Origin of the sequence: Corynebacterium sp. 11A, from assembly GCF_008930935.1 — a bacterium.
GTDB lineage: Bacteria > Actinomycetota > Actinomycetes > Mycobacteriales > Mycobacteriaceae > Corynebacterium > Corynebacterium megadyptis.
The window spans coordinates 21,932-46,922 of sequence record NZ_PQMR01000016.1 but is presented as its reverse complement, the minus strand read 5'-3'; the positions used below and the strand labels follow the sequence as shown (position 1 = coordinate 46,922).

Genomic DNA, 24,991 nt, shown 5'->3' with positions numbered 1-24,991 from the left:
GGCGGGGCTGGCGCCCCTGAGGGGGTTGATCCTTCGTCGTTTTCCGGCGAGGCTTCGCCTGCCGAGGGTGGACCCGCTGAGGCGCCGTCTGGCGTGTCGTCTGGCCCTGGCGGGGCTTCACTCGTCGACGGCCGACCCGCTGAGGCGCCGTCTGGCGCGTCGAGCTACCCGCTTGAGGGTTCGGGTACGGAAAGTGTGCGTTCGTCCGCTGAAGGCGCACCTGGACGCATTTTAGGGTCTGTTTCGCGGCCTGTGGCCGATGAAGCGGATTGGGATGTGGTTTTTGAGTGTCTGCCGTCCCGTATGGCGGAGCAGTTGCCGCCGAGCAAGATTTCCCAGATCGCGGGATATCTGGGTGAGCGTTTAGCGGCTGGGTGGCAGCCGGGTCGGATCCGGGAGGTGTTGGATGGTCGGGCTCTGCCGGATCAGGTGAGCAACATGACTGGGCTGGTGATCGCTCGTTTGCGTGATGATGTGCCGGTTGATGCCGCCCCGCCTAGTAGGGATGAGCTGCGCAAACGTCGTCTAGAGCGTCGTGATGCTTTGCTCTCGGAGCGAGAGCAGGAAAGCGAGGTGGTGGCTGCGGAAAGCGAGCGTTCCGCAGAAGAACGGCTAGCGGCAGCTAAGCGCCGTCGTGAGTTGCTTGCCGAGCATGGGATTGTTCTCGGTTCTAAGACTCGACGAGGTGGGCGATGAGCGCGGTCAGTGTTGTCTGAATGTTGGTTTTCACTAGGTCGGAAGTGAGAAAAATGAAGTATCAAAATAGCCCGGGGTCGGATGTGCGGCTGCTACGTACCGTGTATCTCGCGTTGACGGTCGGGATGTGTGCTAGCGGGGATTATCCGCCGTATCTGTGGGATGCGGCCTCAGCCGCTGAGACGAGGAAGCAAGCGCGTGCACGACAAGCTAGGGCGGTTGCCATATGCGAAAAGTGTCCCGTGCGGGATTTGTGTGGGTTGTTTGCTGACATGCTGCCAGAAACTTCAGGTGTTTGGGGTGGCGAGGTCTATGAGGATGCTTCAAAGCGTCCGTATGAGTCTCGACGTGTTTTGCATGAACGAATGTCCGTGGCGCGCCCTGAATTGAAGCGGTTGGTGCGACAGGCAGTTGGGACGAAGGGACCCGCTGCTTTCGCGGTCGGGCAAGAGCAGCGGGTCCACGCTGAATGATACATCGTTCGGTTGAGTCCCCTCCATCGGGGGCGTCGCCTTAATAGTTTCTTAGATCGATCGTTGAATAACAGCGTCGTCATTTGACGGTGAAAACCCCGCCCTCAGCAGGGGTTGCAGTCCATCGCTGAGGGCGGGGCCCTTATCAGGGGATGGTCTGTATGGGCTGGATAGCCGGTACGGACCGTCTCCATCCTTTCATGAAATGGAGATTTGTAGATGAAAATGCCTAAGCGTGTCAGTGGAGTGGTAGCGGGTATCACAATCGGGCTGTTTGTGGGGGCGCCGCTAGCGATGGCGGAAGATGCTGCTTCTGAGCCTGTTGTTCAGCCGGGTACGGAGACTTCGGTGGCACAGCCCGGCACTGAAACCGAGGCCCCGGAGGCCGAGGCCGACAGTGACGCTGTTCAGCCTGGTACTGAAACTGAGGTGCCGGAGCCGTCGGCTGGGAATGTTGAGCCGGTGGCACAGCCCGGCACTGAAACCGAGGCCCCGGAGGCCGAGGCCGACAGTGACGCTGTTCAGCCTGGTACTGAAACTGAGGTGCCGGAGCCGTCGGCTGAGAATGTTGAGCCGGTGGCACAGCCCGGCACGGAGACTGCAGCGCCAGCACCGTCGGTGGAAAATACTGAGCTGACTGAGGGGGTGGCGCCGGTTGCTCAGGAGACGCAACCGGCTGTTGAGCCTTCGGCGCCGGTAGCTCCGGTGACGGAGGTTTCCGAGGAGACTGTAACTGACCCTGAGGCCCCCGCTGTCGCTGACGAGGGGGATGTGGCTGAGATCGAGGTTGCTGCCCCTGCCCCTGCTCCTGTTGAGGCTGTTGAGAAGCCTGTGGGGTTGACTGGAAAGGTTTCGGCTGCGGCTGCTGCCGGTCAGGGGCGTGCTGAAGTGAGCGTTGACCCGAATTGGAATGTGCGGAAGGCCTCTGCCGAGGTAGGGGATAGCTCTGTGGTGGTCGATGTTCCTGCTGAGTCGCTGCACGTTCGTGGCAAAGGTTTTGACGTGGCTGTAAGTGGCCGTGATTTTGAACCGGTTGTTCAGGCGCGGGCGGCTTTTGATTCGGAAGTTGCCCGCATCACTGGACACATCGCTGGGATGGTCCCTGCGGAGGTTCGTGAACTGAATAGCGTGGCTGCTGGTGTTGATCAGCAGGTGCGGTCTCAGGCGTTCGATGCTGCTGTTGCGGCTGCACCTGGTTCGGGGCAGGCGGACGTTGCTGGGGTCAGTGTGGACGCTTCCTTTGATGTGGATACCGCGTCTGAAGGCTCGCAGGTGTAGCGCGCATGGGGGATAACTGGCTTGAACAGGCATCGAAGCGTAAAAGCTCTGCCGTTGAAGATCATGATGACGATCGTGATCCCGTTGAGGGGTCTAAGGCTGAGGATGCGGAATCGACGACACCGCTGAGGCCAGTCACCGATGATGGTGAGCCGGTATCCCCACGGGCACTGCCTCCGAAAAAGGATAAGAAGCGGGCTGGTAAGCCTAAGAAACGCAAAACGGAAACTTCGGATCATGATCGTCGTTGGGCGTCGTTGAGAACGTTAGCTCTAGTAATCGGTGGACTCTCATTAGGTACTGCGGCCGTGGTGGGTTCGGTGATAGCGCTGACTACTCGTGGTGGTGACACTGAGCTTCCGCCCACTGCGACTTCGATGACGCAACCTAGCTTAGATACCGCCGATGAGGTGGGGTATGCGGGCCAGTGCTCTTCAGGTGAGGAGGGCACGGTTGTTAAGGCGTCTCGTGAGGGACTGCGGGAGACGATCGTTGCTTTCGAGACTGCCTATTACGAGCGTGATGTTGATGCGCTTTTGGCGACCGTGTCTGCGAATTCTGGGCTTGCGGCTACTGAGTGGGAAGAAGTTCTGCCCGAGGCTGCCCCTGATGACACTTCGTGGTGCGTGGTTATGCAGCCGGAGGTTGATGGGGTGGTCGATATCGATTTGGAGGTGACTTCGCCGGACGGTGAGGTCACTACCTTCCGTCAGAGAGTCGCTGGCGAGAAAGTCCCAGGGTCCTCGCAGTGGCGGATCAAGAAAATAGATGCCCAGCCCTAGCGGGCGGGGCTTGGAATTTAAGTAAGGCGTAAAGAGTATGAGAGCTTTTTCAACGCTGGTCGCGAGCTTATCTGCGACTGCCTTGGTCACAGCTGTGACGCCGCTGGCGGCGGCGGAGCCGGATGTGACGGTATCAAAGAATGATGTTGCTGCGAGCGAGCAGTGTCCTGCAATTCAGATGGTCCTAATCAACTCAAGTTTCGATTCTGTTGCTGATGCGGACACGGATACTGGATTCTTCTCCGGCGTGTCGGAGAAAGTGATGGCTTCGAACGACGGTGATGTGAAGGATAAATCCGCTGGGTTTGGGGCTTTTCTTTCTGATGACTCGGTTGAGCCTACCGAGGAGAGTGGTTCCTCGACTGGCAGTGGTCTTGATAGCGACAGCTTGTGGACCTCTGGGCAGGATGGATCAGATGATGCAGTGAAGGACTCTTCCTCGTCGTTGAGTCGTGCTGGTGATTCACTATGGGGTGAGAGTGCATCTGAATCTGAGACTTTGGCATCGGAGGAAGGGGAGGAAGTAACCGCCGAGAATTCTCGGCAGACTACGTTAGCAGCGGAGTCGTCGGTGTCTTCTTCTCCTTCTTCTGCTCAAGATGCAGGTGACAGTGCTCAGAAGGTTGGGCGTATCTATGTGAATTTTGATGATTCGGGTGGGTATATCCCGGGTGTGAACGGCGAAGAGCGGGCTGAATACTCGGAGGCTGTCAGTGTCGCTGTTGACCGCGTGAACAGTGTCCTCGGTGAGATTCATCAGCAGTGTCCTAGTACACGCGTTGTGTTGATGGGGTACTCGGAGGGCGCGCAGGTTGGAAACGAGGTTGCGAAGCAGATTGGTTCGGGGTCCTCGAGTTTCCCGGCTGATCGAGTAGCTGGTGTGGCTCTTTTCTCAGATCCAACTCGTGGTGAGGATCAGCCTTTGGTGGCTGGAGGCGGGGCGTCTCCTGCTGCTGCTCCGGGGACCAGTGGAGAGAATACTTCGAAGCTAGATGATGGTCTCGAAGTCAATGAATCGCTGACCGCGCCCGAGGGGGCGGGTGTAGCGACGTTGACTAACGCTGCTAACTCTGGCGGAAGCGTTGGCCCGGTTTCCTCTGGGTTTGGTGCTTTGAACGATCGTGTCATGTCGTTTTGTATGGAGGGTGATTCCACCTGTGCGATTCCGGCGAGCTCTCCGCTGCGTAAGATCATCGCGGCTTCGGCAGGGAATATCGATCTGAATGATCCTCAGCGTTCTCTGATGGCGGTGGCGGATACTCTTGGCCCGGCTGTGGTTCTCGGCGGGGTGGAGAGCTTGGCAGATGATTTGAGCTTTGGTCCTAACGGCTTTGAGATTGCTCGTGCTGAGAGCACGGATCAAACGATGATTGCGCGTATCGCTAATGAAACGGACCGTTCGCATGACCTTGGTGACATGGGTCAACGACTGGTGCAGTCTGGTCTCCAGCTTGGTGGTATGGCGCTTGCGGCGGGTGTCACGTTTGCGAAAGAGGTAGTTACTCCGACGAATCTCGCGCAGATTGCTGCTGCTGGTGCAGCAGATCCGGTTGCGGCTGTGCCGGTGGTTGCGGCGAAGCTCGCGGCGGCGTCGTTGAAGATCATCACTCCGGTGACTGCTACTGGTGTTGCTTTGCGGGTGTTCGATGAGATCAAAGCTGCGGGTTTGGGGGATGCCCAGGTGGCCGAGATCGCGACGCAGGCCGCGACGTGGAAGTCGATCGGTTCTGGGGCTTACCAGACGACACCGGTAACCAATGACGGGCGTTCGGCGACGGATTTTGCGGCGGATTGGGTGCGTGCCGCTGTCGGGGATGCGTCTGGTAGCACGGTGCCTGATCTTGGCGGTGCTACTGCTCAAGCTGCAACGTTGTTTGACTCCGGCGCTGTGAATTCGGCGCTGTCGATGATTGGAGGCTAGGACGAGCATGGGAGCGGTCGCTATCGCTGGAGCTGATGATTTCAGGAAGGTCTACTTGCGAGACGGGGCAATGCTGCCGGTCGCTGCGGAGTCTTTGCATGACGTTGCAAGTAGCGAACCGGCTCCTGCGGTGTGGCTGGTGGGCGCTCATGGTGGGGCAGGGGTATCTACTCTTGCCGCCGCTATGGCTCCTATGGGTGATGCAGGCAAAGTGTGGCCTGCTGGGGAAGAGAACCCGTACTGCGTTGTGGTGTGTCGATCGACTCAGCAGGGACTGGAGCGAGCACACCAGGCGGCTCTTCAAGCTCGGGCTGGCAAAGCTGGTGATGTTTTCCTTATCGGCATTGTGGTTGTCGCGGATGCGCCCGGTAAAACGCCTAAGCAGCTGGAGCGCAAGATCCGTGTGATCGAGGAGCATTTTCGTGTGTGGACTGTTCCGTATATCGAGGATTTCCGGCTGAGTGAGACCGAGGCTCTTGCGGAGTGGAGACCTGGTATGGAGCTTGCTGAGAGCTCTCGGACCAAGCTGGGAAAGAAAAAGTCGTTGACAGCGACGCAAGCACCGCCACCGCCGGTGGTGACGGTGGCAGAAGAATTATTCGCCTCCGCGTTGGAGGCGTACGAGATGGCCCAGCAGGGCTAGAGAAAGTGGTCACCATGATTGAACATTTAGTAGCTGCTTACGACATGGCGAATGTCGTATTGGCTCAGATGCCGGGAGAGAATCTGAATCCTCAAGCTCCAGGGGATTTCGGAACGAAATTCGATCGCGGTTTGAATTTTGCGCAGTACATCGGAATCGGCGTTGCGATCATCGGAGTGATTGTGGCGGGCGCATCGATGGCGTTGTCGCGTCGTGAGGGCACGAGCGAGGAGGCAACAGGAATGGCTCTGCGCATTGGTATCGGTGCGACCTTGATCGGTGGAGCCTCGGGTCTCATTGCGGCGTTTCTGTGAGTGCTCGCGTCATGGCACGGCCGCCGTCTTCTCCTTGGTCTCTTCCGCAAGAGATCACGCAAGAGGTATGGCGCTGGCTGGAGATGACACTGTATGTCACGCTTGCTGGCTCTGTGGCAGCGGTGATCATTTTCGGCGCGATGCTGGCGATGGACCGTGACCGCGGTGAGCCAGTGAGCGCGACGTCTCCGAGTGTTCGTGCATTTCGCTTGGCTCTAGGAGTGCTCGTCATGACCTCGGCGGTCACTCTCGCGAAGTGGTTTGTGTAGACCCATAAGTCCCAGTCCCTGCTGTGTAGGGGGCTGGGACACATAAAAACCTAAGACTGAACGATGACAAAGATAGGAGTATTGGAAATGGGTATTGGTAAAGCCGGTGCGAAGTGGGCTGTGTGTGCAGTTGCCACGGCGTTGTTGCTCGGCGGGTGTGCAGGCAGTGATGAGGGAGTGGCTGCCTCGGAGTTCGATACGAAGGTGGCCCCCGCGTCGGCGCGCTGGTCGAGCGAGGCTACAAGAGGAATTGCGGTCCCTGAGGCAGATCAGGGTCCGGAGAAGGTTGATCCAGTGCCGCATGGATGGGATGAGTCGCCTCAAGGGGCCGTGCTGGCTGCGATTAATGCGCAGACCTATATGGCTACGGCAGGGGAACAGACTTGGCCAGAGGTGTCGAGGCACATGCTTGCCGACGGTCAGGGGCGTGATCAGTGGGTGCAGGCGCGCTCGTTGATGGATATCGACGGACAGGTGGATAACCCGCCGGTATTTAAGGGTTTTCGTTTCTCGGAGTTTTCCGGTGAAAAGGCCGTGGTGGTTCTCGCCGCTGACTATCCCTCGCAGGGCCTTTTGGGATATCCAGTTCAACTTGACCGTTCGAGTGGGGACTGGCGTGTTGTTCTGCCCGTTCAAGGGGAGGAACCAGATCTACAAGCAATCACCGATGAGCAGTTCGATGATTTTGTGAGGTTCTCTCCTGATGAGTAAAAAAGCGCAGTTCACTGTGGTCTCGGGTATTGCCCTGCTCGTAGTAGTGCTTGTCGTAGTCGTGGTGGCGACCACCCGTGGCGGCAAGGACGACAGTAACCAGGTGCAAGAAACTACTGCTACGGCTAGCAGTGAGACTGAGGCTGCTCGGCAAGATGAAGTCACCAGTGATATCTGGGGGCGACAGGTCATCACTAACGGCGAGACTGGGCAGCCTCTGGGGGAGTTGAAGCCAGTCGAGGACCGCTGCACCATCCAGCCCGATGTGACGATTCAAACCTCCTACGGTGGCCAGGCCATGTGGTCAAACGGTAATGGTCCAGCGCGTATCGAAAACGGAATCCCAGTGGGCTATGCCAACAATGTGACAGGCGCGGCTCTGGCTGGATGGAACTACCGGATGCTGATGTTCGGTGACTATGAGCTGGGTGCCGCCGCAGCTGAGCACGTGGACTTCAGTGGTGGTTCGGAATGGGAAGGCCTTGGTGAGGAAGTGCGCGATACCTCTACAGAGGGGTGGGATTTGTTCTTTGACGCCTTGGTACCAGAAGCGGTACGGGTACTCAGCTGCAAGGATAACTTCGCTGTAGTGGAGATGGCCCACAAGATGGCTGGTGACGAGCACGGAAAACTCGAAGAGCCTAGGTGGGATATCCACCGTTTCACGATGCTCTGGCGCGATGGTGACTGGGTGTATCAAGCCAGTTCGCTCGAACATATTGGTGAACAAATCAGTGACATAGATGGTTGGGACAAATGGCGATACTAGCGAAAAAACGGATCGTCATAGCGCTTGTTCTGTTGATGTCCTGTCTGTTCGCATCGCCCGCGTACGGGCAGGATCTCGATGACAAAAACGCTTATGAGGCTGCTTACGAAGAATGTTTAGAGAACCATGATTTCACTAAAGGGTGGTTGAATCGTGCCGTAAGCGGGGTTCCTGAGAATGTTTCAAAACCGGTAAAACAAGCGTTTTGTATGGACAAGGCTTCGTCTGAGCATCCTGGTGCGGCTGCTGCTACTGCTGCGGGGGCGGCCGCTTCGAAGTTTTGGGGTGATCCTATCGGGGATTTCGTTAAGGCTTTGATGGAAGGCAATACTCAGACGCTGCAAATGGTGATGACGTTCTGGTTTGATTTTTCCACGGTGCAGACACGGTCGATCGACGCGAGTATTCAGGGTGTGAAGAATATCGTCGCGGGATTAGCGGGTCTAGCGTTGATCGCTAGCTTCGTTATCGGTGGTTACCGTATCGCTGCATCGCGTCGTATGGGTCTGCAGGATGGTGTGGAAGAAACCGCTGGGGTGGTGGTGAAGTACATCGTGTTCAGCTTTGGTGTGGTCGCTGCAGTGCCTGGCGCGTTGATTGCTACTGACATTCTGGCGAACGAGATTATGGATAGCTTCGGTGTGCAGGATCCGGGGCAGGTCGTGGATATGGCCTCGCTGGATGAGTCTATGGCTGGGCCAGTGATCATCATGCTGTTGGCAATTGTCTCGCTTTTGGGCGGGATCATGCAGATCATTGCTTTGGTGGTGCGCACCCTTGTTTTGCCGATTGTTGTGGGTTTGACGCCGCTGGCGGCGGCGGCCAGCTTCTCGGAGACTGGGCGTGGGATGTTGAGCTCGTTGATGAGCTACATGATTGCTGCTGTGGTTTATAAGCCTATTGCTGCTTTGTTGTATGCGGTGGTGATGTGGAATGCTGCCACTCCGTCGGAGGGCGATGTCATCGCCGCCGCGGTGAACGTGCTCATGATTGCTTTAGCTGGGTTTTGTGCTCCTGCTCTGGTCCGCATTATCGCGCCGATGACTCAGTCGGTGGGTGGCGGTGGTGCTGCACCGTTGGTGTCTGCGGCTGGGGCTGGTGTGTCGGGAGCACTGGGGGCTACGGCCATGATGGCTAGCGGTGGTGCTGCGATGTTAGCGGGTTCGGCTGCGAAGGCAGCACCTGCTGCGGCTGGGGGAGGGGCTTCTCAGTCGGTTGTGGGGGGTGCTCCGGTGGCGTCGACGTCTCGTGGTGCCGGTAGTGGGGGTACGAGTGCGTCTGCTTCTGTGCCTGCGGGCTCTTCGGGGGCTTCGGCTGGTGGCTCCTCTGCTTCTGTGCCTGCAGGGGCGTCTGGGGCTACAGGCGGTGGTGCTGTTTCCGCTGGTGCTCGAGGCGGTGGGGGCCGTCCTACTCAGCAACCTCGATCGTCTGGCATGGCTGGCGCATTGGGTGTGTCAAGGCAGGCGGCTACGGGAGCTGGGCGAGGCGTTGGGCGTGGTATTTCGGTTGCAGAGCGAGTTGGTGCTGCGGGTCTTTCAGGGGCTGGCCAGGGGCTTCGTGGTGCTGCGTCTGTGGCACGGTCGTCCACGGCCGGGGCTTCTCATGCGCAGAGGGTGTTGGACGACTCGGTGGGGGTCGGCGGTTATCAGGGAGTGAGGCACTAGGTTATGGATGAGCCAATTCAGTATTCCTTGGGGCAGCCACCCCAGCGCACGGGTCTTGGTGGCTTTTCGTTGAAGGCGACGATTGTGGTCGCCACGGGTTTTCTGGGTTTTCTTCTGCTGCAGCTGATGGGGCTCGGCAAAATCGGCTTCACTGTTGTGTTGCCGGTGACTGGCGTTGTGGCTGTATTGATATCGGTGCGTTGGTCCTCGCGCACTGTGGCGGAGATGTCACAGATCCTGGTTGCGGATGCTAGGCGTAAGCGGCGCAAGGAGGCATCGTATTTCGCGGGTGGTTTGTCGCGCGTTCCTGGGGGAAGGTATCGACTACCTGGGCTTTTAGCTCGTACTGAAAGCATGCATGGTGTTGATGCCGATGGCCGTGAGTTTGTGGCTGTGCTGGATCGTCCCCGCCGTGAAGCGACGGTGTTTCTTGATTGTCAGTTGACCGGACAGACTGCGATGACTCAAACCGAGCGTAATGCGATGACAGCGGAGTGGTCGCGTTGGTTGGCGATGTTGAGCTTGTCGGGAGATATTGTCTCGGCTGCCGTGGTGGTGAGTACTCGACCCGGATCGGGCCAACTCGTGGAGAAAGAGGTCAACTCAATCGTCGTGGATTCGGCTGCCCCTATTGCTCGAAGAGTTATGGCTGAAGCAGCGGAATACCTTGGTGTCCAGGTTCCTGAGGTAGAGGCTCATATCGCTATCACGGTGAAGTTTGATAGTGAGGTCGTAGCGGATGGCTCGTTCATCTCTCAGCTGTCGACGCGGTTGCCGGGCTGGTACACCTCGCTCGGCTGGGCTGGAGTTATTGCTGAACCGATGGATGAGGACACGCTAGTGTCACGGATTCACGGATTTTACAATCCTGATTCTGAATATCCTTTCGAGTCTTTGCGTGTCGCTGGCGAACCGCATGGCATGGAGTGGGATGATGCGGGGCCCGCTGCAGCGTTCACCTCTAGGAATGCCTATTTGCATGACGGCTGGCATTCGGTGACGTGGGAGATGAGGGAAGCTCCTCGGTCGACTTTCGAGGATCAATTGTTGACTGGGTTGATTGCTCCGCATCCCCGTGTCGAACGTAAACGTGTGTGCTTGGTCTATCGGCCTTTTGAGGCGGGGGCTGGAGCGTCGAGAGTGGAGCAGGAGCACCGTGACGCGATGGTGGCGGCGAACTCGTCAAAGAAGATCACATCGGCGAAGGCCGAGATGCGTCTTGAGCACACTGAAGCGGCACGGCGAGCGCAGGCTCGCGGTGCGCAGCTTGGCCGCTACTCACTGTTTGTCACCGCGACAACGAAGGATGAGCACGTGCTCGCCCGGATTAGGCACGACGTTGAGCAGCTTGGAGCTGGCGCATCGATTCGTCTTGCATCAATGGACCGGCAGCAGGACACCGGTTTCGCAGTTTCGTGTGGAGCGGGACAAGTTCCGTGGGGCAAGGAAACAACCTCGCAAATGGCATCGGCATAGACGACGGATACAGGGCGGAGTGTAGGAACATGTTTAAGAAGAAGACAGCAGTAGCGTCGAAAAGCCCAGCGGCTTTGAGGAACACACGCATCGTAGAGAGTATCGATGCGGCAGGGTTTCCGTTCGCAGCTGTAATTGATAGGCGCATGGCGCAAGCATCAATGGGGCTGGTTATCGACCAGCACATGGTGCCTAGTGAGCTCATCGCTGAGGTTGAGCATCGGCTCGGTGACATCGATGGGTTGGTGGCAACAACATTCGTTGTCGGGGGCGGGTCGGTACGGCAAGCGGGGAGAATGTGGGCGACTTTTCGTGCTCGTTCAAAGACTCAGCGAAAAGACGATGAGGAGTTCGTGACTGAGCTCGCTCGGCGATCGACGCAGCTTTTCAACGCGGCTGCAGATGCTGGAATGGATGCCGTACCAATGGATGGTCGCTGTGTCGAAGAGCTTGGTGCGCAGTCGTGGTCGCCAAGCCACGATCCTCAATGGCCCCCAGTGGCGGAGGAGGTAGAAGAGGATGCTCAGTTCGCGACGATTGATGGTATTACTCACGTCGGTTTGGGGCTGGATCTTGATATTGCAGGTGTGGAGGAGCAGGTAGTAGAGGCGACCTGCGCGATCGAGGTGGGTCCTCGGGTAATGCTGGCGCGGCATTTCAGGCCAAGTGCTGATGATTCGGGAGATGGCCGAAGAACAGGGGTGTGGACGATTGCTGGGGCTGATGAACCAGCTGCTGTGAAAGAGCTTGCTGGGGTGGTGGTACAGACACTTGATCCTCGTGTGCAGCTGCGGGTCCACGCTCTTACAGGGCGGCACGGGCTGGCTGTCGCGACGATGTGTGGTGGCGGGGTGCTGGGCTGGCAGCATCTATCGGAGATGAAGGTGGCGTCGTAGATGACGATGAGTGACATTGACTGGCAGCACTTTCACGAGTCTGTTGTGAAGGGAGATATGAGTGCTCCCCCTGGGTGGTCCAAGCGTGGTATTGAGTATCGTCGCTGGATGAAAAAGCAGCGCAGGCAGCAGCAGCAGCTTGAAAAGGTACGCAAAGCATCAAGGGGTGCTGTTCCGGTCCGATTTGAAGAGGCCTATGCTTCTCCGCGGTCGACGGGGTTTAGCGGTGTGGGCGGCGGTGCTGCTCGAGTGGTGTCTGGTCCGCAGGAGTGGCAAACGACTACGAATTTGGGGGCTGGGTTTAACCCGAACGTGGTGGGGGCGCCTGCGCCGGTGATTGGCACTCCACTGGGTAGACACGTCACCACTCAAGCGGAGGTGGCTTGTGATCCCTTGGGCTGGTTCCGCGAGGGGATTATTGCTAACCCGAGCTGCTTTGTTTTGTCTTTGCCGGGGCTTGGGAAGTCGACGCTGATTCGCAAGATGTTGATGGGAGATGTAGCCCAAGGCCATATACCGATCATTGCTGGCGATATTAAGGGCGAGTACGTCGGTTTCGTCCATCAGGTTGGTGGCCAGGTCATCACGATTGGTCACGGCTTGGGGCATCTTAACCCGCTAGATGTGGGGGCTTTGGGGCGTGTGATTCCCAAGCTGGAGGAGGCTAGGGCTGATCTGGAACAACGTGGCCAAGAAGAACTAATTGATCGAGCCAAAGAGCAGGTTCACGGTCGACAAGTGACGATGGTTGCCACCCTTGTGGGATTAGGGCGTGGAGAGAAGATCGCGGACTTCGAATCGATGTTGATATCGGTAGCGCTGCGCGAGATCTATCAGAAAGCAGAGATTGATTGGGCTAATCCACCGGAGTTGAAAGACTTGATTGCGCATCTTGAAGCGGGATCAGAGACGTTGATGAAGAAGGGGCGTGCTCGCACCCGTGAAGAGTGGGATAAGAGGATTGACTCGCTCATCTTGTCTTTGAATTCTCTTCTCGATGGCGCAACAGGCCAGATTTTCTCAGGCCAAACGACGAATCCGATCGATGTGGACTCGGCGGCAGTATGTATCGATGTCTCCGCCATTGATCGGGGAGACGCGGCTATGAAAGCGGCGGTGATGATGGCGTGCTGGTCCGCGGCATTCGGTGCGATCGAGGCCTCCCACATGCTCGCAGACGCGGGTCTAGGAGTTCAGAAGTACTTCTCTGCCACCTTGGATGAGATGTGGCAGGTGCTCTCATCGGCGCCCGGGATGGTGGGGCAGGTCGATGGGCTGACTCGCTTGAACCGCACGGATGCCACGGTACTGAACATGATTACTCACACCTTCAAGGATCTCGAAGCTTTGCCGACCGAGGAGGACCGTAAGACCGCAATGGGCTTCATTGAACGTGCTGGGATGGTCATTTGTGGAGGGCTTCCGAACTCTGAGCTGGATATTCTCTCTACGCGTTTGGAGTTTTCTCCTGCCGAGGCGCAGATGATTACGTCGTGGTCTAAGGGCGCACCCCCGAAGCGTTCGCGTACGAAGGGTTCACGAGCGACCCCGCCGGGGCGTGGGCGATTCATGATTAAACCGTCCAAAGATGGTTCTCCGGGGATCCCTGTGCAGACAATTCTGTTTCCAGCAGAGAGAGAACTACGCCTGCATGACACCAATGTTCGTTTCGAGGACTTCTTCCAAGCGGGTGATCTGGCATGAGCAAAGGGTGGTCGTTTCCTCCGACGGTGCGGACTCAGGTCGTGGACGAGTTCGTCACCACTTGGAAAAGCTATGGATCGCCATCTGCTGCAGCTGCGTCGATAGGCAAGACTCATGGTGTGTCGAAGACGACGGTGTATTCCTGGGTTGCGGATGCGGGACAATGGCCAGTTACAAGAGCGGCACGGGTACTGAAGCTGGAAGCTGAGAATGCGCAGCTGCGTGAGGAGATTAGGCGTCTTCGTGCTTGCTGCGAGCGGGTGGAGTGATGCGTAATCTGCTCGCAGGGATTCTCGCCTTGGTTTTGTTCATTGTTTTGTTCGTGACTGTGTTGCACGGCGGTGATGATGAGCAGAGATGCCTACCGGGTAGTAGTGACGCGGCATCGGAGTCGGGTCTTGTTCCTGAGGGAGCCTATGCTCTGCCGGAGAAACAGGGGATGGAGCACATTACTTCGGGGTGGAGGACAGCAGATCGTCCTACTCACAGGGGCGTCGATATTGCACAGGGTGCTGGCACCCCGATTTATGCCTTCGCCGATGGAGTGGTTTCTAAGGCAGGAGCTGCTGGTGGGTTTGGCCAGTGGGTTGTGATCGATCACCAGATTGATGGGAAGCTGTATTCGACGGTGTATGGCCATATGTTTCCGGATAGTATCCGTGTCAAGGCGGGGCAGGAAGTCAAAGCTGGGTACCACATCGCTGACGAGGGATATAACGGTGAGGTTTTCCCGCCTGGGCCTGGGGGCTCTCACGTGCACTTTGAGGTATGGGACGGCGGGCGTGATGCCGGTCAGGATATCGATCCGGTGCCGTGGCTAGAAAAGGCAGTGGAGCCAGGATCTGGCGATAGTAGCTCTGAATCGAAGTCCGATACTAGCGATGAGCAAGAGACGTCGCGTCCGTCCAACAGTAGCCCCGGTGGAGAGATGCCGGATACAGATGTTCTGCTGGCAAAGGAACACCTACAGATCGATACTATTCGCGTTGCTAGAGCTGTAGCTCAGCGCTTTCCCCAGATCCAAACGATTGGCGGTTGGCGCCCCTATGATCCATATCCCGACCATCCGTCGGGTCGTGCTGCGGACATTATGATCCCGAACTGGGATACCGCTGAAGGCAAGCAACTAGGTGATGACATTCTCGCCTACCTCTGGGGTAATCGTGACTACTTCCAGGTGGAGTATTTCATTTGGCGTCAGACCTATATCCCAGCTCAGGGTGAGTCGAATGTGATGGAGGATCGAGGCTCTTCAACAGCGAATCACTATGACCACATTCACGTGACGACGGTAGGCCACGGGTTCCCGCAACCTGGACAGAAGTACGGCCCAGCTCCAGAGGGTGGGTCGGCTGTGCCTGGAGATCCTTCTGGAACCTTGGGTGATGGGTGCGACCCGATTGTTGGTGTGGATGCAGGTCTTGATGCTGGTGAGATTCCAGCGGAGTTTGTGAAGTGGATTGAACTGGCGGGTGGTCTCTGTGAGGAAATATCCGCACCGCTGGTAGCGGGACTGATCTATCAGGAGTCGCAGTTTTCCACCACTGCTGTGAGCTCTGCTGGAGCTACTGGCCCTGCGCAGTTCATGCCGGGCACGTGGGCGAGTAGCGGTGCAAAGGTTGATGAGACCGGCCAAGTTGTTGGTCCACCTGGTTCAGGTAGTCCAAACGATATCGCTGATGCCGTAATGGCCGCAGGCCGCTACCTGTGTGGCTCGGCTAAGCAGGTGAAGCAATGGAAGGCAGAAGGCAAGGTCAGTGGCGATGACACTGAGCTGATTCTCGCAACCTATAACGCCGGTGGGGGCAATGTGCTTACCTACGGCGGCGTACCGCCGTTTGCAGAAACGCAGCAGTACGTCAAAGTGATCCCAGAACACGCGGAAAAATTCGCGAAAAAATAGTGCAAGGAGATGTTAACGATGAAGGACTTTATTGGCCGGTACTGGTTGTGGTGTGTGGCCGCTGTCGTAGCGGTAGCGGTACTCATGCTGGGAGTAATGATTGGTACGCGCGGGAACGTCGATGCCTCGGATCCAGATGTAGATGCGGCGGATCCGATTACCCAAGATGTGGCGGTAGCGGCAGCGAGCACTGTGGCTGCTGTGAATTCGTATGAACCTGCGGTTGATGATTCACCAGCGGATGCGACTAAGCGTGTCGCTGACAGGGTGTCTGGCAAGTACAAAAAGCTGGCTGAATCCGATCAACCGGCTCCGCTGCCTGATCAATGGGACGTGTGGGCTCGGAGCAACGATCGAGTCCATGCTGTAGCCCAAGCTGACAGCGACTATCAGCCTCCCGCTGAAGACGCGACAGAAGCGGTAGTACCGCTCGAACTTGAAATCTTCGTCTGGCATGCAGACGGGGATAAGACTCCTCTGTCGAAAGCTGATGTGGAGGCGACGATGGTACGTGAGGCTGGGATATGGAAGCTGGCGGATCTTGAGTACGTTCGTACGAGGCAATGATGGCCACATACGTTAAAGGGCGTGTTGCCCCATCAGCCTCTGCGGCGGTACTGCTCGCCATTGGAGTTGCGGTACTAGCTCCAGAGGTTGTGGCACCGGGATCGAAAATTGTGTTCGATCATTCACCCCAACTACACGTGGCGATGACCACGTTCGCGGCGATGTGTGTTCAGGCGCTGCCGCTGGTTATAGCGGGGGCGCTCGTCTCTGCGAGCATCACGCGGTGGATGAATCCATCGCGATGGGCGAAAGTAATCCCGAGATCGCGTTTAGGAGGCGTGCTAGTAGGGGCTTTCGCGGGAGTATTTGTACCCACCTGTGAGTGCTCTTCGGTGGCTGTGGCTCGGCGAATGGTTGCCTCAGGGGTTCGTCCAGGATCTGCCCTGACATTCATGGTTGCTGCGCCTTCGCTAAATCCGTTGATCGTGGTCTCTACGTTCATCGCTTTTGGACAGATGGAAATGGCGATAGCGCGCTGGTTGGCCGCACTCTTTGCAGTTGTCTTTGTAGGGCTAGTGGTTTCTGTCTACAACTCTCAGATTATCGATGAGATACAGAACCGAATCGAGGAGACAGAATCTCACGGTTGTGGTTGTTGCTCATCGCATAGGTGGCTGGACACGGCAAAGTCAGACGTGATCGCGTCCACCACCTACATCATCGTGGGTGCTGGTATCGCGGCAGGGGTGTCAGCGTTCCTCCCGGCTGAGGCTCTTGCGGCGATTAGCAGCAATTTGTGGGTTTCTATGGCCCTGATGATTGTCATAGCGGTCATCGCATCGTTGTGCTCTTTAGGGGATGCGTTCGTGGCCGCGTCGTTTGTCGGCCTGAGCCCAGTGAGTTTGCTGGTATTCCTCGTGGTTGGACCGATCATTGATTTGAAGCTGGCCGCAATGATGGAGGGCATGATGGGCCCGCTGACGACGAAGGTTGTGGCGACAGCGGGCATCATCTCAGCGATATTGACTAGTACTGCAGTGTCCGTCCTAATGGGGTGGATCTGATGCGGTACTGGAGCACTGCGGTATTGCTCTTCGCTCTCGGACTAGGTCTAGTGAGGGTGGCACTACAAGGGGTTTACCGGAACTGGGTTGCTATGCCTGGATGGCTAGTCGGCCTTGTCGGCTTGGCATTCCTCGTGTTGGCTGTAATCACCCTCTCTTCGAGTAGCGAGGCTGTGGAGAGTCCTCGGATGACTCCTTGGGCGCTGGCTGTGATGGTGGCGGTGATCGCTGTGATCACTCCATCGGCGGTATCGCCCCAGCAGGTGACGATTGCTAATCGTAGTGCTGCCGTAGCGTCCGGTGCTCCGTCCTCTTGGCCGCCGCTGGAAAACACTACGCCGGAACTACCTCTCAACGAAGTCGTAGCCCGCTCGGCAACTCCTGCTGACCAGCGCATTCAGGGGCATCGCGTCGTAGTGAAGGGGACTATCGACCGTGAAGAGAACAGCCTGCGCCTCGGAAGGGTCACAATTACCTGCTGTGCGGCTGATGCGCGGGCATATTTCATTGAGGTCAACGACCCTACGGGGCAGTTGTCTCATGTTGAGGAGGGGACATGGATTGAAGCAGTCGTTCAACTTATGCCTGGGACAGGACGGAAAGAACGGGACTATGTGCCTCGCGTAGGACTAGTAGAGGCTCACGAAATTGAAGACGCTGGGTACTCCTTCGCTGGAGTACTCAATACCGGGTACCACACCCCATTGAAGGAGAAGTGATCATGAGTAACGATAAGCAGCGATGGGCCGAGATTGATTCCATCATCGCTGAGAATAAGGCAGAATTAAAGGCTGCGAAAGACCATGACGAGTTGAAGAGTTTTGCCTCTAGTCAGGGTTGGATGAATGCGAATGACTTTCCAAAGTTCAAGCACTCACTTGCCAAAATTGGCGTGTTCTATGAGGAGTTGAGGGCTGCGGCGTTCGCTGCACGAGACGCAGAGAAGGCAGAAACTCTGGCAGCTCTCGGCGATGATGCTCCTTGTGTTCGACTGTGGGTTGCAGCTAGTGAGGCAGAGGACTCCTCGTCTGCAAGTTTTGCCGTAGTCAGTGATGATCACGATGCTGTGTGGTACGGCTCATTCTTTGATTCTGACCGAGTGCGAGTGCCAGGAGATCTCGTCAGCGCGGAGCAATCCGTGGCAGGTAAAGCCGTGTGGTTAGTTGGAAAAGCACTCGAAGCTGCAGGCCACGAGCTCGGCCGAGCTGAGATTGTCACGACTTGTCCAGATCTCGATGTGGCAGCGCTGAAAACGTCTGGTGCACGGTTTGGAGTCGCTGTCGATATCGTGGTCGATGATGATGAGCGTGCCATCATCATGTCTGAAACTCCCGGGTTCAGCCGTTGGCAGGACTACGATTTGACGAGCCTTGTCGAGGTCGAGGAGGACTAAGTGTCTGGCAAGAACGTGCGGCATTCAGGCAGCACCGTCGGACCCCAACCGTCGACGCTGTTCTTACTGGGCCTTTTGATCGTGGCGATGTGCGGAGTTGTGGCTCTACAGCTCGTCTCCACGGTCACAGACGTTGGGAGGACGAGCTGGAATCCGATCACGGCATTGGTCCTCATTATCCGCGGTGAAGCGAAGCTCACGGCTGCGACGGGACTGGTTTTCTTGATGCTTGTTAGCGCTGCTGGCGGGCTGGCATGGCTAGTGCGAGGGAAGGTAAAGGGAACAGGAAGAAAAAGAGTCCAGATCGATGACGCTCAACGATATCTAGGAGGATCGGAGGAGCGCTCAACTTTGAGCAAAGCTCACGTCCAGAAACACGCACGTGGCTGGTTCGATGACGAGAAAGCAATCACGCAACCGGGGCTGATGTTCGGCCACGTTCCAGGCAAGCCGAAGCAAGAGTTTTGGGGCTCATGGGAAGACCTGTTTTTGATCGTATTCGGCCCGCGTATGGGTAAGACTACCTCCCAGGTAATTCCAGCGATTGTTGATGCCCCTGGTGCGGTGGTAACCACGTCGAATAAGCGTGACATCGTAGATGACACCATCGCTCTCACATCTGATCGTGGACAGGCGTGGGTGTTTGATCCCCAGAAGATAGCACGCGGGTTTGAACAGGAAAAATGGTTCTTTGACCCTCTGGATTCAATCCGTCGTGATCCCGAGATGATGGACGCAAGTGCCGAGGCTCTAGCTGATATCTTCCGCTGTGCAGCGCTTGGTGATTCCAGCGGCGGTGAAAACGCCTACTGGGTGAATGCAGGCCGCGAGCTTCTTGCATCGCTACTGCTGGCAGCCGCACTCGACGACAGGCCGATCACCGATGTGTACCGGTGGGTGACCGATCCTGATGATCCCACTCCTCGCCAGATACTGTCCGAACATCCTGAGTGGGTAGCGCAAAACGATTCGTTGCACGCTACCTCCGCCCTACCGGAAGTGACTAAAGGGGGCGTGTATGGCCAGGCCAAAACGATGGCTGCTCCGCTGGGAAGGCGTGCTGTAGCACAATGGGTCACACCGACAATCGGAGCGCAGAAGTTCTCAGCTGAAGAATTTGTTCGTGCACCCCACCCCACGATGTACGTGTTGTCTAAAGACGGTGCCGATAACGCAGCGGCACTAACGACAGCGCTCGTGGCGGCTATCATGCAGGCAGCTGAGCGCTACGGAGAAGAAAACGGCGGACGGTTGCCGGTGCCGTTGATTGCAGCCCTCGATGAGGCAGCGAATGTCGTGAAGTGGCCTGAACTACCAAACCTCTACTCACACTACGGCTCACGCTCGATTATCTTGATGACGATTCTTCAGAGCTACTCCCAAGGTGTGAGCGTGTGGGGAGAACAAGGTATGGAGGCCCTGTGGTCGGCCGCTAGCATCCTGCTCTATGGTGGCGCTGTCAAAGATGACGTGATGCTGCGCAAGATGGAAGACCTCATCGGAGAAGCCACTATGCGCACCACCTCTGTAAGCCGCTCCTCAGATGGGCGCAGCACCTCTACCTCCTACCAGGAGAGAAAGATTCTCACCAAAGCGGAACTAGCAGCACTGCCGCAGTGGCGCGCGGTGGTCTTTTCCTCCAAACGTCGCCCTGTCATCGCGCAGCTTGTTCCTTTCTGGGAACGGTCGTGGCCACGACGCATTAAAGAGTTACTTCCCAGTAAGAAAAAGGAGGTCAAAAAGTGAATGATACGGACTTCGATCCTGATGCGGAATTCGATGCCGACGTTGAGCCAGTCCCTGGGTCACAGATTGATGCTGTCTCTGACGATGAGGTAGTAGAGCCACTTTTCCCTGATGTCTACACTTTCGTATCGGATTTTCTATCTCACATTTACCCCGCGGTAGCGCATCGGCAGCGTGAGGTGAATTGGAATTCGAAATGGTGGAGCTATGAGCATGCGGTGATCCGACTAGAGGCGCTGTGGCAGCGCTTCGAGCAGCTTCGCCGTGATGAACCAGCAACCTATTTAGAGACATTCCTTCGCGTTCACGCCGACTACCACATGAATCAACTCATGGCTGAGCAGGGCGTTTTCGCAGACACTAAGCGGCAGGATTTTCCGGCGCACCCACTGGAGTGTGCCTCACCCTATGTAGGAGAGATAGACGATGCACACCTCGGTTAGTCGAGCTGATGGCCGTATAGTCAAAATGTTGCATGAACTAAGGGCGCTGAAGGCCCGCACGGCCACAAGAGTTGTCCGGCCCGGCCCGAGGCAGCTACAACGACTGAGTACGCGTGAACTTGTACACGAGACTGTACGTCGCCAGCAGGAGTCAGGACTTCGATGGGATAGACGGGACCGTGATCGCTTTGCAGCTGAGTACCGGCGTAGGGATCTTCCAACGACGGCAGACCTTGTCGCGGGAGTGGTGACGGGGGCTGCCGCTGTGGCCATGATTGGTGACTATTTGGATCAGCCGGAAGTTCAGTCGCCCGCAGATGTAGACGCGGTGTTTGCCGAGTCGCGTGAAGACTTCAAGGGAGTCGACGAGGTAGTTGAATCCACACCTTTGACGTTCGAAGAGCGTATAGCCGATGCTCAAGACATGGGCGTGGATCCAAGCCTAGTGTCCGCAAGGGAAACTTTGGACACCTTAGAGCTAGGTGGAGTGTCCCCAGCTCCTTCTGCAGTTAGCACTCCGGAGGTATCGAGCGCCCCCAGTCCCGATATGACACCTGCTCCAAGCCTAGGGATGTAACGCAAAACTCTCTACGCTGAATCTAAGAACTGAGCTCGATGTGACACGCTGCGGTAACAGCGGTCAGGTCGAGCTTATTCTTTTAGAGACCCGGGCTGAAGCCTTGCTCGTTTTGAACGGCTTGCTGCGTATCGGTGCTACTGCCCGGTGGGGTGGTACCGCGCTGCTGCTTTCTCGCCCCGGCTACAGGAGCGAGTTTATCCATCAGGCTGCGTGCCTTTTGCACCTCATGGCCTAGCTCCGTTTTCGACCGCTCAACAGGAGCAGGTGCAGGATGAAGGACCTCTCGTACTGCCTTGCGGTTATGACCCAGCCACACTCTTAGCTGTGTGTCTTGACCAGCGTATACCGGCGGCAGCGCTAATTCATCCACGCGGTTAGATACATTCTGTCGAAGTTGATAAGTCAAGGCATGTTGGATACTCCTACATCCATCACAGTGACGAATCGCATCACCCATGACATCACGGGGATCGACTCCTGAGCGTATTAGCTCTCGCCATGCCTGGCGGATGGGTGCATCCCCGCCTTCTGCATGGGTAATTTCCGTGCTCCAAGCTGTGGGGAGTGAATCCAGCCAGGTTGGCAGGTGATCATCAATGAAGCGCTGGGTGGCGATATCCTTTCCGGCCATCCATCGGTGGACTAGCGTTTCCGGATCAGTGATCCCAGATTGCCATAGCTGCTCGGTTGCGGAGCGTTGACGGTCGTCCTTGGCGATACAACGCGACAGAACATCGCGGGCAGTAGGGGCATCTCGATCCCCCTGGTGGTAGTAGTGAACATCTTCAGCCTGCTCATCGAGAGCAGTTTCGGTAACGACGTAGGCATGATTAGCGTGCTTGCCGCGCGTAAGAGCAACGTAGAGCCCTGCACGGTTAACGGACTCGTCGATCACCGCACGGCAGACATCTACTGTCGCACCTTGCGCGCGGTGCACCGTCTGGGCGTAGCCGAGATGTACATGCTCATCTACATACTTCTTCGGTAGTGTCTTGCGCTCACGTGTGGATGTATCGATGACGTGAATATCGCCGCTGGGGTCAATATCGGTGATTGTGAGCAGATCACCATTGGTCACTTTGAACGCGCCGTGGCCGTCGGCATTGGTGAAGCGATGATTCTTTCTGGTGACGATACGGTCACCAATGCCTGCCTGTTCACCCCGCGCTAGGGTAGTGGTCCTATCAAGCACGACGACACCACGGGCGATTCGGTCGGCCTGGATAGCGGTGTTGAGCTGGTCGACGTCGGCGTTAGTGGATGCGATGATGAGCGACTTCCGACCAGCCTTTTCGTCCGCAAGGTAATCAGCGACAGCTGTGTCCAGGATGTGGTGGCGTGCTCCATTGTGGATCCAACCGCGATTCTCGTAGACATCGATTGCTGAGGTATTGCCATCGCGCAGTTTGAGTGATGCTTCGGCCTGTTCGCTATCGTCGCCGAATCGTTGCACGTTAGTGAGTTGCACCGTGTTTGCAACCGTCGTCATAGTGCCGAAAAGACCGCCAGTTTCCACGGCATCGAGTTGCTTGTGATCGCCAATTAGGCGAACAACGGCACCTGTAGCCTGTGCAATCTCGGTCAGTGAGGCAAGGTTTTCCGTTGAACTCATTCCGGCCTCATCCACCAGGATCATGTCTCCACGAGAGATTGCGACTGGAAGATCTTCAATAGCATTGCGTTTACGCCACGCCCGGGTGAGCGAGTCAATCGTTCTACCTGAGACACCGATATCATCACCGAGTACGGTTGCTGCGGCGGCTGAAGGCGCAACCGCGATTACATTGCGACCCTGGCTATGCCAGACGTTGGTGAGAACCTGCATGCTTGCGGTTTTGCCAGTTCCAGCAGCTCCCACACCTGTCGCTGCGAGTGTGCCAGCATTGGCGAGGTGGTTCACTAGCTCTGCTTGTTGAGAATTCAGTGCCCAGCCGTGTTCCTCCTCGTGGGCAGCTAAGGCGTCATCGATAGTGCTTTCCGATACGAAAACTGCAACAGGTGTAGTTACCGCGTCGAGAGCCACTTGTTCAGCATCAAGTATGGCTTGAGTTGTGAATTGCTCACTATTGTCGCGGTAATCAATAGCTTTCCCGTCGCTACGACGTAGCGCATCAGGCAAGCTAACACCGTCATCTGGGTTGAGATTGATCCCAACGTTGTCGAGAATTTGATCAGTTAGACGCTGGCTAACCGTCTCAAGTTGCCCCTCCTCGAGCGTATAGGCGTTAAGTTTCGCGAGCACAGCGGTAAGCACATGGGAGCGTTTAAACGTCGCGCGGCGGCGGGAAACCGTCTCGACTGCCTCGCCAATGATCATTTCATCGTGCGACTCAGGCATGTAGAGGGGCCGCCTATCGCCGTCTGGAAACTCTACTGCATGTTCTAACCGGGCGAACAACGCTTCGGCATGTGGAAGATTCTCCATCACTTCTGCACGCCACTCGTCACGAAGCTCCGCTAGAGATTTCGCTGGCTGCTTCGCATTACGCGTCTCTAGAATGGCTTTCTGCCACAGTGCACGCGTGGTTTGATAGCTCGGAGAGTAACCAAACTGGTCCACATACTCGGCAACTAGACGCTCGTAAACAGGCCGTGCGAGCTGCTGCCTCTTGGTGAAAAGCTCACTCACATCATCAGGCACACAGTCGAGTTCGTAGACCGCTTCTTTCGTCTCGCCGCGCGATTGGGCATGAAAACTCAACCCCATCTCTCGTGAAAGAAGATCAGTCAGCGTCGCTGTGTAACGAAAATCGAGCACGTGATGCTGCTGAAAAATAGCTTGCCCGTCCAAGGAACGCCACACACCGTCCTCTCCTTGCGCCTTGTTCGAGACCACAACATGCGAGTGAAGGTCCGGATCTCCGGCACGAGTATCGAAGTGAGTGAACTCAGCCGCGATCATTCCCTTAGTTTTAATCTGCTCAATTCCGCCCGCTCCACGGCGTGAAAACACCACGTTCTCGTTCGCCCAAGCAAGTGTCTCGGATACTGCCCGGTGATGAAGCTCGGCAATTTTTGCGGCCGTTTCCTCATCAGCGAGAGCCCACAGCACCGACACCGACTTCTGAGGTGAGAACGTAAAGTCGTATCCTGCGACCGCTTGGCGCACCCGAGCTTGCTTAGCATTGACCCAATTGAGGACTTCGCGCTGCGATTCCGGCTCCACACCTGTCTCTGCAATGAACGCGGGAATGGCAATTTCTGCAGCGAGATCAGAACGTTCACGCTTGGTTGGTAGTCGCCCAGAGTCACGCTTGAATGCCTTCTCGGCCTCACGAATCGCCTCTAAAACTTCATCCCCGCCGGTGTAAATCGCGAAAGGTCGGCCAATCTTGATCTGCTCATAGCTCGCGCCATCGGCGATCATGGCGTCAGCATCCGGGTGTAGACCCTCACCATAAAGCGCCCACATCTGCTCATCGGTGATCTCATCACCCGCAGAAATTGAGCCGAAACAGCTGAGACCTGCGCCAATCCAGCGCCCGGGGGGAGTGCCCTTAGCGGCGTAGTAATCAGAGAGTTTCGTAGGCCTTTGATCCTCGTCATTGCGTGCGACAGAGCGCAACAGGTACTCATACCCGTTGCCAGCACTCACCTTACGCAACGACATCACGATTACTACTGTAGCCGAAACCTACCGTCGATACTAAGAGTGCATAAGGTGTATTGAGTCGGAGCGCGTCAGAGCTCTGAAGAGCGGCACGAAGTGGCGTTTGGGTGTGCTGTGACAGAGTGGCTTAGAGGGTTGGCCTTGTGCGG

General features: G+C 56.8%; 22 protein-coding genes. 21 read left to right on the top strand and 1 reads right to left on the bottom strand.

Annotated elements, in window-relative coordinates; genetic code table 11:
• The first annotated feature begins 252 nt into the window (after window positions 1-252).
• From GBB18_RS10115 to GBB18_RS10015, 21 genes are all read left to right on the top strand, one after another.
• Entirely contained in the window at window positions 253-696 is a 444-nt protein-coding gene (locus GBB18_RS10115; RefSeq protein ID WP_151550487.1) for a hypothetical protein, read from the top strand.
• Window positions 697-716: 20 nt separating this feature from the next.
• Window positions 717-1,169, top strand: coding sequence for a WhiB family transcriptional regulator (locus tag GBB18_RS10895; RefSeq protein ID WP_151550175.1), 453 nt, complete (start codon window positions 717-719; stop codon window positions 1,167-1,169).
• 219 nt (window positions 1,170-1,388) lie between these two features.
• Window positions 1,389-2,447, top strand: a complete 1,059-nt coding sequence (locus tag GBB18_RS10105) for a hypothetical protein (RefSeq protein WP_151550176.1) — start codon at window positions 1,389-1,391, stop codon at window positions 2,445-2,447.
• A 377-nt stretch (window positions 2,448-2,824) separates the two neighbouring features.
• Entirely contained in the window at window positions 2,825-3,229 is a 405-nt protein-coding gene (locus GBB18_RS10100) for a hypothetical protein (protein ID WP_151550177.1), read from the top strand.
• Between the two features lie 37 nt (window positions 3,230-3,266).
• Window positions 3,267-5,150: a cutinase family protein gene (locus tag GBB18_RS10095; RefSeq protein ID WP_151550178.1), complete on the top strand. Its 1,884-nt coding sequence runs from the start codon at window positions 3,267-3,269 to the stop codon at window positions 5,148-5,150.
• Window positions 5,151-5,157: 7 nt separating this feature from the next.
• Window positions 5,158-5,793 (top strand): DUF6668 family protein, encoded by a 636-nt coding sequence (locus GBB18_RS10090; protein ID WP_151550179.1) that lies wholly within the window; start codon window positions 5,158-5,160, stop codon window positions 5,791-5,793.
• Between the two features lie 14 nt (window positions 5,794-5,807).
• Window positions 5,808-6,107 carry a TrbC/VirB2 family protein gene (locus tag GBB18_RS10085; protein WP_151550180.1) on the top strand — a complete coding sequence of 100 codons (300 nt, stop codon included), beginning with the start codon at window positions 5,808-5,810 and terminating at the stop codon, window positions 6,105-6,107.
• An 83-nt stretch (window positions 6,108-6,190) separates the two neighbouring features.
• Entirely contained in the window at window positions 6,191-6,376 is a 186-nt protein-coding gene (locus GBB18_RS10080; RefSeq protein WP_225979280.1) for a hypothetical protein, read from the top strand.
• A gap of 87 nt (window positions 6,377-6,463) precedes the next feature.
• Window positions 6,464-7,087: a hypothetical protein gene (locus GBB18_RS10075; RefSeq protein ID WP_151550181.1), complete on the top strand. Its 624-nt coding sequence runs from the start codon at window positions 6,464-6,466 to the stop codon at window positions 7,085-7,087.
• Entirely contained in the window at window positions 7,080-7,856 is a 777-nt protein-coding gene (locus tag GBB18_RS10070) for a hypothetical protein (RefSeq protein ID WP_151641578.1), read from the top strand. Before GBB18_RS10075 ends, GBB18_RS10070 begins: the two co-directional genes overlap by 8 nt.
• A complete protein-coding gene (locus tag GBB18_RS10065; protein ID WP_151641577.1) occupies window positions 7,844-9,520 on the top strand; it encodes a hypothetical protein in 1,677 nt (558 codons plus the stop codon). The genes GBB18_RS10070 and GBB18_RS10065 overlap by 13 nt, the downstream gene beginning before the upstream one ends.
• Before the next feature lie 3 nt (window positions 9,521-9,523).
• Complete coding sequence (locus tag GBB18_RS10060; RefSeq protein ID WP_151550184.1) at window positions 9,524-10,996, top strand: SCO6880 family protein; 1,473 nt, start codon at window positions 9,524-9,526, stop codon at window positions 10,994-10,996.
• Between the two features lie 29 nt (window positions 10,997-11,025).
• On the top strand, window positions 11,026-11,892 hold the full coding sequence (locus tag GBB18_RS10055; protein WP_151550185.1) for a hypothetical protein: 867 nt from the start codon (window positions 11,026-11,028) through the stop codon (window positions 11,890-11,892).
• Window positions 11,893-13,596: an ATP/GTP-binding protein gene (locus GBB18_RS10050; RefSeq protein WP_225979283.1), complete on the top strand. Its 1,704-nt coding sequence runs from the start codon at window positions 11,893-11,895 to the stop codon at window positions 13,594-13,596.
• Window positions 13,593-13,865, top strand: coding sequence for a transposase (locus GBB18_RS10890; RefSeq protein WP_151550186.1), 273 nt, complete (start codon window positions 13,593-13,595; stop codon window positions 13,863-13,865). Before GBB18_RS10050 ends, GBB18_RS10890 begins: the two co-directional genes overlap by 4 nt.
• Window positions 13,865-15,499, top strand: a complete 1,635-nt coding sequence (locus tag GBB18_RS10040; protein WP_151550187.1) for a peptidoglycan DD-metalloendopeptidase family protein — start codon at window positions 13,865-13,867, stop codon at window positions 15,497-15,499. The genes GBB18_RS10890 and GBB18_RS10040 overlap by 1 nt, the downstream gene beginning before the upstream one ends.
• Window positions 15,500-15,517: 18 nt before the next feature.
• Window positions 15,518-16,066, top strand: coding sequence for a hypothetical protein (locus GBB18_RS10035; protein ID WP_151550188.1), 549 nt, complete (start codon window positions 15,518-15,520; stop codon window positions 16,064-16,066).
• The gene (locus tag GBB18_RS10030) at window positions 16,063-17,070 is read left to right on the top strand and encodes a permease (protein ID WP_151550189.1); all 1,008 of its coding nucleotides are present in this window, start codon (window positions 16,063-16,065) and stop codon (window positions 17,068-17,070) included. Before GBB18_RS10035 ends, GBB18_RS10030 begins: the two co-directional genes overlap by 4 nt.
• 721 nt (window positions 17,071-17,791) lie before the next feature.
• On the top strand, window positions 17,792-18,463 hold the full coding sequence (locus GBB18_RS10025; RefSeq protein ID WP_151550191.1) for a hypothetical protein: 672 nt from the start codon (window positions 17,792-17,794) through the stop codon (window positions 18,461-18,463).
• Window positions 18,464-20,209 (top strand): type IV secretory system conjugative DNA transfer family protein, encoded by a 1,746-nt coding sequence (locus tag GBB18_RS10020; RefSeq protein ID WP_225979285.1) that lies wholly within the window; start codon window positions 18,464-18,466, stop codon window positions 20,207-20,209.
• Window positions 20,206-20,652, top strand: a complete 447-nt coding sequence (locus GBB18_RS10015) for a DUF4913 domain-containing protein (protein WP_151550192.1) — start codon at window positions 20,206-20,208, stop codon at window positions 20,650-20,652. Before GBB18_RS10020 ends, GBB18_RS10015 begins: the two co-directional genes overlap by 4 nt.
• A gap of 659 nt (window positions 20,653-21,311) precedes the next feature.
• Here the strand turns inward: GBB18_RS10015 and mobF are convergent.
• Complete coding sequence (gene mobF / locus GBB18_RS10010) at window positions 21,312-24,842, bottom strand: MobF family relaxase (RefSeq protein ID WP_151550490.1); 3,531 nt, start codon at window positions 24,840-24,842, stop codon at window positions 21,312-21,314.
• Window positions 24,843-24,991 lie beyond the last annotated feature (149 nt).